The sequence below is a fragment of the Streptomyces sp. NPDC041200 genome (assembly GCF_055591805.1).
This window is the reverse complement of the sequence record NZ_JBVIZF010000003.1, coordinates 264,765-279,453: the sequence shown is the minus strand read 5'-3', so window position 1 is coordinate 279,453 and position 14,689 is coordinate 264,765. Positions and strand designations below refer to the sequence as shown.

15 protein-coding genes are annotated in these 14,689 nt (G+C 70.9%); 9 read left to right on the top strand and 6 right to left on the bottom strand.

The window, feature by feature from the left end:
- Positions 1–24 precede the first annotated feature (24 nt).
- Complete coding sequence (locus ACZ6CL_RS10885; protein WP_468933978.1) at positions 25–273, top strand: hypothetical protein; 249 nt, start codon at positions 25–27, stop codon at positions 271–273.
- A gap of 59 nt (positions 274–332) precedes the next feature.
- On the opposite strand, the gene rph is transcribed toward ACZ6CL_RS10885, so the two are convergent.
- The 3 genes from rph to ACZ6CL_RS10870 form a co-directional block, all read right to left on the bottom strand.
- Positions 333–2,957 (bottom strand): rifamycin-inactivating phosphotransferase, encoded by a 2,625-nt coding sequence (gene rph / locus ACZ6CL_RS10880; protein ID WP_468933976.1) that lies wholly within the window; start codon positions 2,955–2,957, stop codon positions 333–335.
- A gap of 285 nt (positions 2,958–3,242) precedes the next feature.
- A complete protein-coding gene (locus tag ACZ6CL_RS10875; protein ID WP_468933973.1) occupies positions 3,243–4,364 on the bottom strand; it encodes a DUF4037 domain-containing protein in 1,122 nt (373 codons plus the stop codon).
- 138 nt (positions 4,365–4,502) lie between these two features.
- A complete protein-coding gene (locus tag ACZ6CL_RS10870; protein ID WP_468933970.1) occupies positions 4,503–4,790 on the bottom strand; it encodes a DUF7677 family protein in 288 nt (95 codons plus the stop codon).
- 93 nt (positions 4,791–4,883) lie between these two features.
- Between ACZ6CL_RS10870 and ACZ6CL_RS10865 the strand changes: the two genes are divergently transcribed.
- Together ACZ6CL_RS10865 and ACZ6CL_RS10860 are read left to right on the top strand one after the other, a co-directional pair.
- Positions 4,884–5,375, top strand: a complete 492-nt coding sequence (locus ACZ6CL_RS10865) for a GNAT family N-acetyltransferase (RefSeq protein ID WP_468933967.1) — start codon at positions 4,884–4,886, stop codon at positions 5,373–5,375.
- A gap of 126 nt (positions 5,376–5,501) precedes the next feature.
- A complete protein-coding gene (locus ACZ6CL_RS10860) occupies positions 5,502–6,176 on the top strand; it encodes a DUF4232 domain-containing protein (RefSeq protein ID WP_468933964.1) in 675 nt (224 codons plus the stop codon).
- A gap of 28 nt (positions 6,177–6,204) precedes the next feature.
- Here the strand turns inward: ACZ6CL_RS10860 and ACZ6CL_RS10855 are convergent, their stop codons facing one another.
- Both ACZ6CL_RS10855 and ACZ6CL_RS10850 read right to left on the bottom strand, forming a co-directional pair.
- Complete coding sequence (locus ACZ6CL_RS10855) at positions 6,205–7,512, bottom strand: MFS transporter (RefSeq protein ID WP_468935193.1); 1,308 nt, start codon at positions 7,510–7,512, stop codon at positions 6,205–6,207.
- Between the two features lie 116 nt (positions 7,513–7,628).
- Entirely contained in the window at positions 7,629–8,237 is a 609-nt protein-coding gene (locus ACZ6CL_RS10850; protein WP_468933962.1) for a hypothetical protein, read from the bottom strand.
- A 222-nt stretch (positions 8,238–8,459) separates the two neighbouring features.
- Between ACZ6CL_RS10850 and ACZ6CL_RS10845 the strand changes: the two genes are divergently transcribed.
- From ACZ6CL_RS10845 to ACZ6CL_RS10820, 6 genes are all read left to right on the top strand, one after another.
- Positions 8,460–9,581, top strand: a complete 1,122-nt coding sequence (locus ACZ6CL_RS10845; protein ID WP_468933960.1) for a sialidase family protein — start codon at positions 8,460–8,462, stop codon at positions 9,579–9,581.
- Positions 9,578–10,927 carry an ABC transporter substrate-binding protein gene (locus tag ACZ6CL_RS10840; protein ID WP_468933958.1) on the top strand — a complete coding sequence of 450 codons (1,350 nt, stop codon included), beginning with the start codon at positions 9,578–9,580 and terminating at the stop codon, positions 10,925–10,927. Before ACZ6CL_RS10845 ends, ACZ6CL_RS10840 begins: the two co-directional genes overlap by 4 nt.
- A gap of 47 nt (positions 10,928–10,974) precedes the next feature.
- Entirely contained in the window at positions 10,975–11,907 is a 933-nt protein-coding gene (locus ACZ6CL_RS10835) for a carbohydrate ABC transporter permease (protein WP_468935191.1), read from the top strand.
- Positions 11,904–12,773, top strand: coding sequence for a carbohydrate ABC transporter permease (locus tag ACZ6CL_RS10830; protein ID WP_468933957.1), 870 nt, complete (start codon positions 11,904–11,906; stop codon positions 12,771–12,773). Before ACZ6CL_RS10835 ends, ACZ6CL_RS10830 begins: the two co-directional genes overlap by 4 nt.
- A 24-nt stretch (positions 12,774–12,797) precedes the next feature.
- Entirely contained in the window at positions 12,798–13,535 is a 738-nt protein-coding gene (gene npdG / locus ACZ6CL_RS10825) for an NADPH-dependent F420 reductase (RefSeq protein ID WP_468933954.1), read from the top strand.
- A gap of 121 nt (positions 13,536–13,656) precedes the next feature.
- Entirely contained in the window at positions 13,657–13,866 is a 210-nt protein-coding gene (locus ACZ6CL_RS10820; protein WP_450872540.1) for a hypothetical protein, read from the top strand.
- Here ACZ6CL_RS10820 and ACZ6CL_RS10815 read toward each other — a convergent pair.
- Positions 13,856–14,653: a site-2 protease family protein gene (locus ACZ6CL_RS10815; protein ID WP_468933951.1), complete on the bottom strand. Its 798-nt coding sequence runs from the start codon at positions 14,651–14,653 to the stop codon at positions 13,856–13,858. The two genes, ACZ6CL_RS10820 and ACZ6CL_RS10815, sit on opposite strands and share 11 nt — an antisense overlap.
- Between the last annotated feature and the right edge of the window lie 36 nt (positions 14,654–14,689).

Below are 14,689 nucleotides of genomic sequence, written 5' to 3'. Positions count from 1 at the left end.
TGAGGTATCGAGACGGAGGCCAGGATGGCGCTGTTCAGGAAGGGTCCCGTCGGAAAGCCGGGCGAGTGGTACTACTGCGTCAAGCATCACAAGGTCGAAGAGGGCCCGGAATGCCGGGCGGCGGACCGCCTGGGCCCGTACGGCACCCCGGAGGAGGCCGCCCGCGCCCTCGAAACGGCGCAGGAGCGGAACGCCGAGTGGCAGAACGACCCCCGCTGGCAGGATGACGCCCCGGACGGCGGCGCGTCGCGGGGCGGCACTCCCCCGGCATGAGGCTCGCCTTGGTCCTCCCATCGGATCGGAGAACCGCCGCCCGAGACGGAGCGGGCCTATCAGCCGGACAGGATCTCGACGTACCCGTCGGTTCCGTGGACGCGGATCCGCTGGCCGTCCCGGATCAGCCGGGTGGCCTGCTCCACGCCCACGACGGCTGGCAAGCCGTACTCCCGGGCGATCACCGCGCCATGGGTCATCAGGCCGCCCACTTCCGTCACCAGGCCCGTGATGCCGACGAACAGGGGCGACCAACTGGGGTCCGTGTAGGTCGTGACCAGGATGTCGCCCGCCTCGAGATCGGCCTGCGCCAGGTCGAGGATGACGCGGGCCCGCCCCTCGATGGTCCCGGCGGAAACCGGTAGGCCGACCAGGGCGCCGGCCGGCACGTCGTCGCGCCGGTACGCCCCGGTGACGGCTTCGCCGTCCGAGGTGAGCACGCGGGGCGGTGTGAGCGCCTGGTACGACCGGAACGCGTCCTTGCGCTCCTGGATGAGCTGGTCATCCACCTGGTGCGAGCGCACGGCGTCGTGGAACTCGTGGAACCTGAGATAGAAGACGTCCTCCTTCTCAGTGAGCACGCCAGCCCGCACGAGGCGCTCGGCCTCCGCCAGCAGGGCCTGCTTGTAGACGAAGTAGCGGCTGACGATGGCGTACTTCGGGTACTCCCGGTACCCGATGAAGGTTCGGACCTGGTCGATCATCCGCTTGGCCTCGTCGGCCTTCCGGTCCCCGTCCGGCAGGGCCCGCAAGCGTGCCAGCACGTCCTGTTCCTTCTTCCGCGCCTTCTGCCGCCCTTGCTCGAAGCGCCGCTCGGCGGCGCCCGGCTCGAAGTTCCTGACGTTGTCGAGGATCACGGGCACGAGCGTGGTGGGGCGTTCGCGCCAGCGTGGCCTCGTGACGTCGATCTCGCCGACGCAGCGCATGCCGTACCGGTCGAGGTAGCCCTCTATGGCGTCGCGCGCCTCGGTCCCGCCCGCGAGCTTTGCCAACTCGTCCAGGAACGCCGCGTCCTCGACGCCCTCGATGTCCCGGAGGAACGCCACCACCTCCGGATGCGGGCGGATCACGTCCGCGACGTCGAGCAGCGCCAGCCCCATCTCCGACGTGATGTTGTCGGGGGCGGACAGCGTGAGCGTGTCAGCCGCGTTCTTCTCGCCCAGCCACTCGTGCAGCTTGTCGTTGAGCCACCACGTGGCTTCCATCCCCGCCATGATCGCCTGGAAGTTCAGCGGATCACCGAGGACCCGCTTGTGCTCCTCGAAGGCATCCAGCAGGAAGTCGAACAGCGCCGGTCCGGTCTTCGTCCGGATGCCGCGCTCCAGGGCGGCGATGGATGCCTGGCTGCGCTCGATCAGCTCGGCGACGATGGCCGGATCGGCCTCGACCGGGGCGTGTGCGTTGGCGGCCGACGGCCCGCCGGGCCGCGGCGTGCCGGGAGGGGCGTCCGGGAGCGACGGGACGAAGTCGTCGCGGTCGAGGACGGTCTCCAGCGCGTCCCTGACCAGCGGATCGCCTCTTCCCATGAGGTCCAGGAGACTGGCGCGGCTCGCGGGCGAGGCCAGGCGGCCGGTGACGTCGACGAACAGCCTCCCGGCGGCCTCGTACATCGGCGCCATGGCCGTCAGCCGCCACATGGAGAGCCCCAGGGGCTTCATGGGGTCGGTCATCATCTGCTGATGGCCGACGGACACGTAGACGTGATTCTCCTGGTCGTCGGTCTCGGGGATGGGGAACAGCGTCGTGATCGGCCGGCTCTGAACGATCTGGAAGTCCTCATCGACCAGGCACCATTCGATGTCCTGCGGGCGGCCGAAACGCGCTTCGATGCGCCGCCCGAGCTGCACGAGCCGCACGACCTGCGCATCCGTCAGCGCAGGCTCCCCCTGCCGCTGAGAGTCGATCGCCACTTCCCGCGTGCCGCCGGCCGGCAGGGCGTGAACGGCACGCTGTTTGGCGGCGATCGTCTTGGCGACGACTTCGCCGTCCCGGACCGTGAAGACGTCCGGGTTCACCAGGCCGGAGACCAGGGCCTCGCCGAGGCCGAAACCGGCGTCCACGGTGGCGACCTTCCGGTTGCCCGTGACGGGGTCGGCCGTGAACAGGATGCCGGCCGCATGCGGGAAGACCATCTGCTGCACGACCACGGCCATGTGGACCGTACGGTGGTCGATGCCGTTCCGCTGGCGGTAGGTCACGGCCCGCTCCGTGAACAGCGAGGCCCAGCACCGGCTGATGTGCTGGAGGATCGCGGTCGGCCCCACGACGTTCAGGTACGTGTCCTGCTGACCGGCGAAGGAGGCCGTCGGCAGGTCCTCCGCCGTCGCGCTGGACCGGACGGCGCAGGCGGCCTGCTCGCCGAGGCGGGCGAGCGCGCGGGTGACCGCCGCCGCGAGATCGCCCGGGATGGCGATCCCTTCGATGGTCCGGCGGATCCGGGCGCTGAGTGTGCGGATCGCCTCCCGGTCGTCGGGGCTCAGGCGCGACAGATGAGCGAGCTGATCGTCGAGCGACGGCGCTTCCGCCATGATCCGCCGGAAGGCGTCCGTCGTCACGCAGAAGCCCCCCGGCACGCGGATGCCTTCGATCCGCGACAGCCCGCCCAGGTGCGCGCCCTTGCCGCCGACGACCGCGACGTGCGTCTCGTCAGCCTCGTGAAGGTCCCACACATACTGCTCGATCATCGCGATACCTCCGAGGCAACCGTGTCCCGTCGCACCGCACCGGCCGATCGAATCACCGGTGCCTCCCATTTCGCCGACAACAGCACACGCACGTAGTGCCCCCCCATTTCCGCAGGTTGTGGCTTCGGCCGACGATTCTGGCCCGCGACCCGGGCCTTGCCGCAAGCCCCCCGGTGCGCTATAAGTTAAGAGTGGCGAGGAGAGGTCTCCTCGCCTTTGCCTTTTCCGTCCGCCGGCGCGAGAAGGGGACGGGCTGATGGATCGGCAGTCCGCACGAGACGGTTTCTATTGCTTTGAGCCGGTGTTCTCAGGGGGAGAGCAGATCGTCGCGTCGGTGGCGGCGCGTGTCCGTTCCGGATGGCTGAGGACATCGGTGCTGTCGACGAACTGGTCGACGGTGCCGATCGTCGGCAGGGAGCTGATGGCCGGGTCGGTGATGCGGGTGGTCAGTGCCTTGGTGAAGCGTTCGGCGTGCAGGACCTGAAAGGGTCTGGTGTGGTACGGCCGCGTGGCGGGGTCGACGGGGTCGGTGAGTCCGAGCTGGTTGTGTGCGGTCGCGACGGCCTCGTAGGCATGGGCCAAGTGGTGCTCGCGGGTGCGCCAGTCGGGGGCGGCCAGGGCCGCGCTGAGGACCGGTGTGAGGGTGGGGGCCTGGGTGGTGCGGGCGAAGGCGCTGCCGAGCCATTTGCTGTACGGCGGATAGCGGCGCTCCATGAGCAGGCAGAGCCGCATCAGGTCGCGCACCAGGCGGGCGGCGACGACGGCGGAGCCGAGTTCGTCGCCCACTTCGCCGCAGCGGCCGACGAAGGCTTCCTCCTGGGAGACGCGCTGCCACTGGCAGGCGAGCAGATAGAGCCAGAGGTCGTGGGGGTACCAGGCGAGGCTGGCCCGGGCTGGTGCGAGCTGGCCGAGTCCGTCGTGGAAGACGGCACCGGCCGTGACCTCGGCGAGGCGCTGGGCGGGGGTGGCGAGCCAGTCCGCCAGGGTGATGCCCTCACGCGGGTCGAAGCCCAGCCGCGCGGTGAACCAGGCGCCAGGGTCCGTGACGTCGACCCGGTGATGGACCGCTCCGTCGGTTGTCCGCATGACCCCGATGCCCGCTTCACCGGTGGGGGCGAAGTGGGTCGGGTAGCCGAGGAAGGTCTTCGGCAGGCGTTCGGAGAGCAGTGCCGCGATCCTCGTACCGTGGCGCGTGACGTCTTGGGGGAGCAGGAAGAGCTGGAGGCGGGGTCCCCCCTCGTGGTCGGCGGAGCGGGCGGTGTCGAATCCGAGGACTTCCGAGCCGCTGCCGAGGCGGGCGGCGGAGTGCGCGATCCCAGGGGCGGCCTCGTCCAGCACAGGCCGCACGGCATCGCGGTAGAAGCGGCGGGATAGCTCCAGCCCGGGGAGGAAGGACGGCGCGGTCATGCCGGGGATGGTGCCGCATGGGCGTCTGGCCGGTCGAAGGCTTTTCCCCGTCTGGTCCCCGTCCGGCACATCGCGGTCGACCGCGCACGGCAGGTCGGTCGATCCCCCACCGTGACTCTGACGCTGGCTCCCGGCCCATCAGGGACCGTGAAGTTCCGTCTCCCACGCCTGGAACGGCGGCTCGACCGGGTAATCCGGGTCGCAGTGGGCCCGTATCCACTGGGCGGCGCGGCACTGCGCCTCGCCCTCGTTCAGGACCTGTCCGCTCTCGTCGACTTGCAGCACATTGCCGTAGATCGCGAAGACCTGCTCCAGGGGCGAGCCGAACTGGAAGAGCGCCGGGCGGTAGTCGATGCCGTCCAGCAGGTCGACGTCGATGGTGCCATTGGCCAGGTAGAAGGCGAAGAGCCGGAGCGATGCACGCACGTCGACAGGGAGATGTGCCACCGGCCCATCATGCACGGTCTCCGCACGTGGAAATGCGGTTGCCCTTCTGGCCCGCGTCCCTAGGCTTCCCGCATGGCCACCGCACCCCGTTTAGAGAAGATCACCCCCGCCAACCTGGACGCCGCGATCGCCCTGAGGGTGCGGCCCGACCAAGAGCATCTGGTCGCTCCGGTCGTCACGTCCCTCGCCGAGGCCTATGTGCATCCAGGCGTCGCCTGGCCCCGGCTGATCCTCGACGGCGACCGGCTCGTCGGCTTCCTGATGGCCTTCTTCGACATCGACTTCGCCGGTGACGGCACCGGTACCGACATCCGCTCAGGGCTGTGGCGCCTGAACATCGCGGCCGGGGAGCAAGGCCGGGGCTATGGCCGCTTCGCCGTCCAGGCCGTGGCCACCGAGATCCGCCGTCGTGGCGGCTCCCGGCTGACCGCCTCCTGGCATCCCGGTGACGACGGACCCGAAGCCTTCTACCTCGGGCTCGGCTTCCGGCTGACCGGCGAGATGAGCGGCGACCAGCGCGTCGGCGAACTGGCACTCAACTCGGGTGCCCCAGCGGGGCGTTAGCCATGGGTTAGCCGGGCGACAGCCGATCGGCAGCGGCGGCGGCGAAGGTTGTCTCCAGGACGCGGAACGCACCACGGAAAGCGCTCCGCACACCGGACACACGTCGACCACCCTTGGGGGGACTCCATGTCGCGCAAGCCCGCTCTCCGCCGCGCCCGCACCATCGCCGCCGCCTCGCTGATCGCCGCCGCCGCGCTTTCGCTCACCGCCTGCGGGGGCGGCGACAGCGAGTCCGGTGCGAAGAAGGGCTCGTCCTCGACCTCCGCGAACGGCACGTCCGGCGGTTCCTCCGGCGGCTCCGACTCCACCGGCGGCGCCGGTGAGGGCGTCGACGCCAAGGCGGGCAGTGCCTCCGGTGGCTCCTCGTCGGCGAGCCGCTGCACCAGCGACCAGCTCGACGCCGCGTGGTCGGACTTCGAGGGCGGCCCGGACATGGACTACGACGGGCAGCAGACCGCCCGGGTGGTGCTGACGAACACCGGCTCGACCGACTGCACCATGGTCGGCTTCCCGGGCGTCCAGCTCCGGACCGCCCACGGCGAGACCTGGGACCTCGGGCGCACCAACGACAAGCCCCAGGCCGTACGGGTCGACGAGGGCGGGCACGTCACCTTCGACATCACCCTCCTGGCGTCGACCCGCGACGACGACAAGAAGTTCGAGCCGGACCAGGTAGTGATCACCCCGCCGAACGAGGACAAGAACCTCGTGCTGGACTGGCCGTACGGCGGCGCGCTGCTGGACCAGTCGGGAGCCACCCACCCGGGCACCTTCGTCGGACCGGTCAGCACCCCGGAGTAGGTCTGGCGGCGGGCACCGTCCGGGCTGGTCAGGAGCCGGGCGCGGCCGCGCGGGCGGCCTTCGCGTGTTCGTCCGTGCGCGCGTCGTAGGCCATCAGGCGGGGGAGGGCCGCCGCCAGCAGGGCTACCGAGGCCACGCAGGCCAGGCCGCCCGACCACACCGCGGTCCGTACGTCCGCGAGGGCGGCCGTGGTTCCGGCGCGGACCTGGCCCAGTTGGGGGCCGGTCGCGTACGAGAGCAGTTCGATGCCCGCCAGACGGCCCCGGAGCTTGTCGGGGATCGTCTGGTTCCAGATCGTGGAGCGGAACAGTCCGCTCACCATGTCGCCGCCGCCCGCCACCGTCAGGCACAGCAGCACCAGCCAGATGTTCGACAGCCACCCGGCGGCGGCCATCGCGAGCCCCCAGACCGCCGCGCCCAGGACGACCATCCGGCCGTGGCGGTGGACGCGGGACGTCCAGCCGCTGGTCGCGCTGACCACCACCGAGCCGACCGAGCCCGCCGCGTACATCAGGCCGAGCGCCCAGGGGGCGCCCAGGTCGTCGGCGAGGAAGGGGAAGATCGCGTTCGGGAAGGCGAAGAACATCGCGGCCATGTCCACCGCGTACGTCCCCAGCAGCTCCTTGCGCCGCCAGGCGTACCGCGCCCCCTCCGCGATCGCCCGCAGGGACGGCGGATCGGCGTCATGGGCGGGCGGGGCCGGGGTGAGGCCCAGGGTGAGGAGCAGGGAGGCGACGAAGGTCAGCAGGTCGAGGCCGTAGGCGAGCGGCACACCCGCGTACGCGACGACCACACCGGCGAGTGAGGGGCCCGCGATGGCCGACAGCTGCCAGCGCAGTGAGTTGAGCGCGGCCGCCGCGGTGAGCTGGTCGTGCGGGACGATACGGACCACGACCGCGTCGATGGCCGGGCGCTGCAGCCCCACCAGCGCGCTGGCCAGCGCGGCGACGACGTACAGCGGCCACAGCATGGGGTCCGGCAGCGCGCTGTTGACCAGCAGGAGAACGGCGAGCAGCCCGAGCCCGGCCTCGGTGGCGAGGATCAGTTTCCGGCGGTCGACGGCGTCGGCGAGCGCCCCGCCGTAGAGGCCGAAGACGATCAGCGGCACCAGCTCGACCGCGCCGATCGCCCCCACCGCCACCGTGGAACCGGTCAGTTCCTTGATCTGCAGCGGCAGCGCCACCATGGTGAGGAAGCTGCCGAAGGCGGTCACCAGGCCCGCCGTCCACAGGAGACGGAAGTCGCGGGAGGAGCGCCAGGGGGCGAGGTCCGGCAGCAGCGCGCGGGTCCGCTTCCGCGGGGGTTCTAGCGGGGTTTGGTCGTCTTCGCCGGTCAAGGTCACGAGGGCACATGCTCCGGCCGCGCCGACACCCACGGCAACCGAATTACGCCCCGGCACGCCCCGATCCGGCCTGCGCGGCGGAGGCCACGGTCACGGGAGGGAACAGGTCCTCACCAGCCGGGCGGGGGCGGGGACGTCAGCTGGTCGGCCAGCCGCGCCAGGCGGTCGCGGATGCGGCGGCGGCCGGGGCGCGGGGGCAGGGTGTTCTCCCCGGCGGCAGCGCTCACCAGGTGCTGGACCGTGTCGAGGTCCAGGTCGTCGCCCTCGGGGGCGGACAGCGCGTCGTGGGCCAGGGCGTGGAGTTCGGGGTCGCCGCCGTCGAGGGCGAGGACGGTGGCGCCGCCCCGGCGGGCGTCGTTGACGCGCTCCAGCAGCCCGGCGCCCGGGTCGCCCGGCGTGACCACGAGCAGCGTCTCGCCGCGCCCGGCGGCCTCCAGGCGGCCCAGCCCGACCGCGAGATGCGCGGGCACCGCGCGGCCGACGGGCACGCGGTGGCGGACCAGGGTGGGGGACAGTTCGGGCAGTCCGGACCAGGCGGCCTCGTCGTCGAGGTGTGCGGCCAGGTGCCAGGGCTCGTACGCCTCGCTCCCCACGAGCAGCAGTCCACCCTCGCGCGAGCCCACCGAGGCCCGCAGGGATTCCGCGAAGCGGCGGGTGGACTGCAACCACTCGGTTCCGGCGAGCACTTCGCGCAGCAGCGCGACCCGTACGGCGTCCATGGGTCCGGATCCTGCCGTGCCTGAGGGGCGGTTGCCGGGGGAATGGGGGGCCCTCACCCCTTTGGGGGCATTCGCGGTGGCCTGCGCGCCAACTGTTCATTGCGCCGTCCCTTGACGCTCTGTGAGGCAAACCCTATGGTCGCCGGACACAAGGGACGTCCTACGTCCCATTTTTCTGGCTGAGCACTCGATCGATTGCAACGGCGCATCGGGAGGGTTCGCATGGCACGCCCGTACGAGGTTTCGGTCCCGTTCCGGGCCGGGGCCGGGGGATACGCGAGTTACCGCATTCCGGCGGTGGTGGTGACGCGCGCCGGGACGCTGCTGGCCTTCGCCGAGGGGCGGGTGGGGTCGTCCGCCGACCACGGGGACATCGACCTGGTGCTGAAGCGGTCCGCCGACGGGGGCCGCACCTGGGGCGCGCCCGTCGTCGTCGCACAGAACGGGAACGGAACGGCCGGGAACCCCGCGCCCGTTGTGCTGGAGGACGGGCCGCACGCGGGCCGCGTCGTCCTGGTGCACGTCCGCAGCGCCGCGTCCGCGACCGAGGACCGGATCCGCCGCGGTGAGGTGTCCGCGGCGGACGGGCGGCGGGTGTGGCTGACGTACAGCGACGACGACGGCGTGAGCTGGAGCGCGGCCCGCGAGATCACCGCGCAGACGAAGCGCCCCGAGTGGCGCTGGTACGCCACCACCCCGGGCCACGCTCTGCGATTACGCCACGGCGATCACGCGGGCCGGATCGTCGTACCGGCCAACCACTCGCTCCCCCCGACCGTCCCCGGCGACATCGGCACCGAGGGCCGCTACAACGGCGGGCACGACCTGCTGAGCGACGACGACGGCGAGACGTGGCGGATCGGGTACGTGGACGACAACCCGGACGGCTACATCAACGTCAACGAGACGACCGCCGCCGAACTCCCCGACGGCCGGGTCTACTTCAACACGCGCAACGACGCGACCGCGCCCGGCACCCGCGCCGACGCCTACTCGTACGACGGCGGTGCGACCCTCGCCACCCCCTTCCGGCCGCAGGCCGGGCTGGTGACGCCGGTGGTCGAGGGGTGCGTGCTGCACCTCGGCGATCCGAGCGGCGATCCGGATCTCCTGCTGTACTCCGGGCCCGCCGCCCCCGGTTTCCGGGCCCTGATGACGGTGCGGACGAGCCGCGACGGCGGGGTCACCTGGCAGGCGGCGCACACCGTGGACGGGCTGCCCGCCGCCTACTCCGATCTGGTCAGGATCGATCAGGACACGGTCGGACTGCTCTACGAGACCGGCGACTTCAGCGCCTACTCGACCATCACATTCCGGCGCATTCCCGTGGAGGAGCTGGTATGAGCATGTCAGAAATCATGGGTCCCGAGGGGCGTCCCGGGCGGCGTGCCGTCCTCGGCGGTGCGGCCGCGGCGGCGGCCGGGTTCGCCCTCGCCGGATGCGGCGGGGACGACGACGGGGGCGACGAGCCCAAGGGCCGGAAGAAGGGTCAGAAGATCACCCTCACCTTCTGGTCCTGGGTGCCGGGCATCGACAAGCCCGTTGACCTGTGGAACAGCGAGAACCCCGAGGTCCGGGTCAAGGTCGAGAAGGTGTCGGCGGTCGAGGGCGCCCAGTACGCGAAGATGCACGCCGCGATCAAGGCGGGCAACCCGCCGGACCTCGGCCAGATCGAGTACCCGGTGGTGCCCAGCTTCCTGATCGACAACGGGCTGCTCGACCTCACGAAGCACGGGATCGACCGGTACAAGGACAAGTTCGTCGGCTGGCAGTGGCAGCAGTCGGTGTTCGGCAAGGGCGTGTACGCCGTACCGCAGGCGTCCGGGCCGATGGGGCTGTTCCTCCGTCAGGATCTGTTCGACACATGGGGCATCGAGCCGCCCGACACCTGGGACGCGTACGAGGCGGCGGCCAAGGCGATCCGTAAGAAGGGCGCCTGGATCGAGACCTTCTCGGCGACCAACGGCAACCGCTTCGCGGGCCTCGCCTGGCAGGCCGGGGCGCGCTGGTTCGGCGCCGAGGGCGACACCTGGACCGTCTCGATCGACGACGAGCCGACCCGTAAGGTCGCCGACTACTGGGACGCGCTGGTCAAGCAGAAGCTGATCAAGACCATCCCGGACCGGCAGAACGCCTGGTACAAGGACGTCCAGACCGGCGCCATGGCCTCCTGGCTCGGCGCCAGCTGGGGCGACGCGCTGCTGGTCGGCAACGCGCCCAAGACGGCCGGGAAGTGGCGGGTCGTCCCCATGCCGCAGTGGAAGCGGGGGGAGGCGGCGTACGCCAACTGGGGCGGCTCGACGACCGCCGTCTTCGCCAAGTCCCGGTACCCCAAGGACGCGCTGGACTTCGCGATCTGGCTCAACACCGACCCCGAGTCGATCAAGCTGCTGATCGAGAACGGCTACGGCACCCCCGGCGCCAAGCAGGGCTACGCCACCTCCGACCTCGACGTCCACAGGGACTTCTTCGGCGGCCAGGCGTACAGCAAGGTGTTCGACGCCGCGAGCAAGGGCGTGGACACCAGCTGGAAGTGGGGCCCGGCGACCGACACCCTCTACCAGCGGCTCGGCGACGCCTTCACGGCGGCCATCGGTGACGGGGCGTCCTTCCGGTCCGTGCTGAAGAAGGTGCAGCGGGACACGGTCAGCGATCTGAAGGAAAAGGGCCTGAAGGCGGAGGCCGGATGACGAGCCGGGCTCAAGGCCGGGCTCCGGGCCGGGCGGCGGGCCGGGCGATGGGCGGCCGGGTGCCGCGCATGACCCGCGCCGAGGCGCGCGGCGCGCGGGCGGCGGCCGGTTTCCTGCTGCCGTTCCTCGCGCTGTTCCTGCTCTGCTTCATCGCCCCCATCGGCTTCGCCCTCTACGAGAGTCTGCTCAAGGTGGAGCGCACCGGTCCGCTCGGCCTCGGCGGGGAGACCAAGGACGTGTGGGCGGGGCTGTCCAACTACACCCACGCCCTCCAGGACGGTCACTTCACCGCCGGGTTCGGGCGGGTGCTGCTCTTCGGCGTGGTCCAGATCCCGGTGATGATCGCCTTCGCCACCGCGCTCGCGCTGCTGCTGGAGGCGGCGTCGGCGCGCTGGGTCGGCTTCTTCCGCACCGCCTTCTTCCTGCCGTACGGGGTGCCCGGAGTGATCGCCTCGATCCTGTGGGGCTTCCTCTACGTACCGGGGATCAGCCCGCTGGTGGAGATGGCGCACTCGGCGGGCTGGGAGGTGGACTTCCTCGGCCGCTCCACCGTGCTGTGGTCCATCGCCAACATCGTCACGTGGCAGTTCACCGGCTACAACATGCTGGTGCTGATAGCCCAGCTCAAGGCCGTACCGGGGGAGCTGTACGAGGCCGCGAGGATCGACGGCGCGAGTGTCTGGCAGATCGCCCGGCACATCAAGCTCCCCCTGATCCGGCCCGCCCTCGTCCTCACCACGGTCTTCAGCCTCATCGGCACCCTCCAGCTGTTCGCCGAGCCCAAGGTGCTCAAACCGCTCACCAACTCGATCGACTCCGGCTACACCCCCAACCTGGCCGCCTACAACGAGGCGTTCACCAGCAACAACCAGCACATCGCCGCGGCCGAGGCGGTGCTGCTCGCGCTCGTCGCGTGCGTGCTGTCCTTCGGCTTCCTGCGGCTGGTGGGCCAGCGCGGCAAGGGCGGGGAGGACCGGTGAGCCGCCACAGCGAGCCGGGCGCGGCCCGGCCCCAGCCGCGGTACCGGATCATCACCGTCTCGCTGCTCGCCGTCGCCGCCGTGTACTTCCTCACGCCCGTCTACTGGCTCGTCGTCTCCTCGACCAAGTCCAGCAGCGACCTCTTCGGCACCTTCGGCTTCTGGTTCCACGACCCGGATCTCTTCGGGCGGCTGAGCCAGGTGCTGACGTACGACGACGGCATCTACGCGCGGTGGTTCGCCAACAGCCTGATGTACGCGGGTGTCGGCGCCCTCGCCGCCACGCTGCTGTCGGCCGCCGCCGGGTACGCCCTCGCCAAGTTCCGCTTCCCCGGGCGGGAGGGGATCTTCAACGTCATCCTGGCCGGGGTCCTCATCCCCGGCACCGCGCTCGCCCTCCCCCTCTATCTCCTCTTCAGCCGGATCGGCCTGGCCAACACCTACTGGGCCGTCCTCATTCCCAGCGTGGTCAGCCCCTTCGGGGTGTACCTGTGCCGGATCTACGCGGCGGCCGCCGTGCCCGACTCGCTGATGGAGGCGGCGCGGATCGACGGGGCGGGCGAGGCGCGGATCTTCTCCACCCTGGGGCTGCGGCTGATGACCCCGGCCCTGGTCACCGTCTTCCTGTTCCAGTTCGTGCACATCTGGAACAACTTCTTCCTGCCGCTGGTCATGCTCTCCGACTCCGACCTCTATCCGATCCAGCTCGGCCTGACCTCCTGGACGGGGTACGCGGACCGGCAGCCGGAGCTGTACCAGTACACGGTCGGCGGCGCCTTCCTGTCCGTGCTGCCGCTGATGGTGCTGATGGGCGTCCTCCAGCGGTACTGGCGCACGGGGCTGACGGAGGGGAGCGTGAAGGCATGACGTGGGCGTGACAGTATCGCTGTCATGACTACTCCTGACGGTACGACCGCCACGAACGAAGCCCCCGCCAAGAAGGCTCCCGCCAAGGACCCGTGGGACCTCCCGGACGTCTCCGGCCTGGTCGTCGGCGTGCTCGGCGGCACCGGTGACCAGGGCCGGGGCCTCGCCTACCGGCTGGCCCGGGCCGGGCAGAAGGTGATCATCGGCTCGCGCGCGGCCGAGCGGGCGCAGACCGCGGCCGAGGAGCTGGGCGGCGCGGAGCTGGGCATCGAGGGCGCGGACAACGCCGAGTGCTCGCGGCGCAGTGACATCGTGATCGTCGCGGTCCCGTGGGAGGGCCACGGCAAGACGCTGGAGTCGCTGCGGGAGGAGCTGAGCGGCAAGCTCGTCATCGACTGCGTCAACCCGCTGGGCTTCGACAAGAAGGGCGCGTACGCGCTCAAGCCCGAGGAGGGCAGCGCCGCCGAGCAGGCCGCGGCCCTGCTCCCGGACTCCCGGGTCACCGCCGCCTTCCACCACCTGTCGGCCGTGCTGCTCCAGGACCCGGAGATCGCGGAGATCGACACGGACGTCATGGTGCTGGGCGAGTCCCGCGCGGACACCGATCTGGTGCAGGCCCTGGCCGCCCGCATCCCCGGCATGCGCGGCGTCTTCGCGGGGCGGCTGCGCAACGCCCACCAGGTCGAGTCCCTGGTGGCCAACCTGATCTCGGTCAACCGCCGCTACAAGGCCCACGCGGGGCTGCGCGTCACGGACGTCTGAGCCGGACGTCGGAGGGCGACCCGTACGCCCCGGCGGGGCATGGGCGACAATGTCGGAAGCGTCACTCCCGGCAGGATGCCGGGGGCCTCACCCCCGACAGGACCCCACAGGAGCCATCCCCATGCCCCGCCTCGCCGTCTACGCCCTCCTCGTCTGCGCCCTCACCGTCGCGGCGGCCGTCGTCTCGTTCGCGCGGGGCAGCTGGCTCGGCGTCGTCTGGGTGCTGCTCGCCGGGATCTCGTCCAACATGGCCTGGTTCTACGTCCGCAGGGCCAAGGCCGAGCGGGACGCCGAGCGCGAGGCGGCGGGCGCCCCGGGCGCTACGAGCTGAGCCCGGGCAACTGCGGCTGGCCCTGCCAGAAGCGGAAGAACTCCTGGCCGAAGTAGGTCTCGAACGGTGTCACCCCGAGCCCCCGCATGATCGCGTCGACCGCGTCGAAGAAGACCTGGTTGACCTCGGGGATCCACAGGATGCCGAAGACCGCGAGCAGTCCGAACGGCGCGTACGGCTCGACCTGCCGCCGGACGCGGTGGGACAGCCACGGCTCGATCACCCCGTACCCGTCCAGCCCCGGAACCGGCAGGGAGTTCAGGATCGCGGCGGTGACCTGGAGCAGCGCCAGGAACGCCAGCGCGAAGCGGAAGACCACCGGCACCTGATCCGCGCTGCCGAGCCAGAACGGCGCGGTGAGCGCGGCGGCGAACAGCACGTTCGTCAGCGGTCCCGCGGCCGATATCAGACTGTGCCGCCAGCGGCCCTGGATCCGGTGCCGCTCGATGAAGACCGCCCCGCCCGGCAGCCCGATCCCGCCCATGATCACGAAGATCAGCGGCAGCACGATGCTCAGCGCCACATGCGTGTACTTCAGCGGGTTGAGGGTCAGGTAGCCCTTCGCGCCGATCGACAGATCACCGCCGTGCAGCGCGGTACGGGCGTGCGCGTACTCGTGCAGACACAGCGAGACGACCCAGCCGGAGACCACGAAGAGGAAGACGGCGAAACCGGGAGAGGCCGAGTAATCCGTCCACACCGCCCACCCGGACACGGCCATGATCGCGACCAGGCCGAGAAAGACAGGACTGATCCGCCGCTCACGGCGGCTGATGGCGGTGGTCATGCGCGAGGTGTCTCCGTCCGGTACCGGTCGTGGTGC

Excerpts from the sequence above, each read along its gene's own strand:
- ACZ6CL_RS10815 (WP_468933951.1), bottom strand. The coding sequence starts at position 14,653 with ATGACCACCGCCATCAGCCGCCGTGAGCGGCGGATCAGTCCTGTCTTT.
- ACZ6CL_RS10845 (WP_468933960.1), top strand. The coding sequence starts at position 8,460 with ATGGCACGCCCGTACGAGGTTTCGGTCCCGTTCCGGGCCGGGGCCGGG.
- npdG (WP_468933954.1), top strand. The coding sequence starts at position 12,798 with ATGACTACTCCTGACGGTACGACCGCCACGAACGAAGCCCCCGCCAAG.
- ACZ6CL_RS10835 (WP_468935191.1), top strand. The coding sequence starts at position 10,975 with ATGGGCGGCCGGGTGCCGCGCATGACCCGCGCCGAGGCGCGCGGCGCG.
- ACZ6CL_RS10820 (WP_450872540.1), top strand. The coding sequence starts at position 13,657 with ATGCCCCGCCTCGCCGTCTACGCCCTCCTCGTCTGCGCCCTCACCGTC.
- ACZ6CL_RS10840 (WP_468933958.1), top strand. The coding sequence starts at position 9,578 with ATGAGCATGTCAGAAATCATGGGTCCCGAGGGGCGTCCCGGGCGGCGT.
- rph (WP_468933976.1), bottom strand. The coding sequence starts at position 2,957 with ATGATCGAGCAGTATGTGTGGGACCTTCACGAGGCTGACGAGACGCAC.
- ACZ6CL_RS10865 (WP_468933967.1), top strand. The coding sequence starts at position 4,884 with ATGGCCACCGCACCCCGTTTAGAGAAGATCACCCCCGCCAACCTGGAC.
- ACZ6CL_RS10885 (WP_468933978.1), top strand. The coding sequence starts at position 25 with ATGGCGCTGTTCAGGAAGGGTCCCGTCGGAAAGCCGGGCGAGTGGTAC.
- ACZ6CL_RS10875 (WP_468933973.1), bottom strand. The coding sequence starts at position 4,364 with ATGACCGCGCCGTCCTTCCTCCCCGGGCTGGAGCTATCCCGCCGCTTC.
- ACZ6CL_RS10860 (WP_468933964.1), top strand. The coding sequence starts at position 5,502 with ATGTCGCGCAAGCCCGCTCTCCGCCGCGCCCGCACCATCGCCGCCGCC.
- ACZ6CL_RS10850 (WP_468933962.1), bottom strand. The coding sequence starts at position 8,237 with ATGGACGCCGTACGGGTCGCGCTGCTGCGCGAAGTGCTCGCCGGAACC.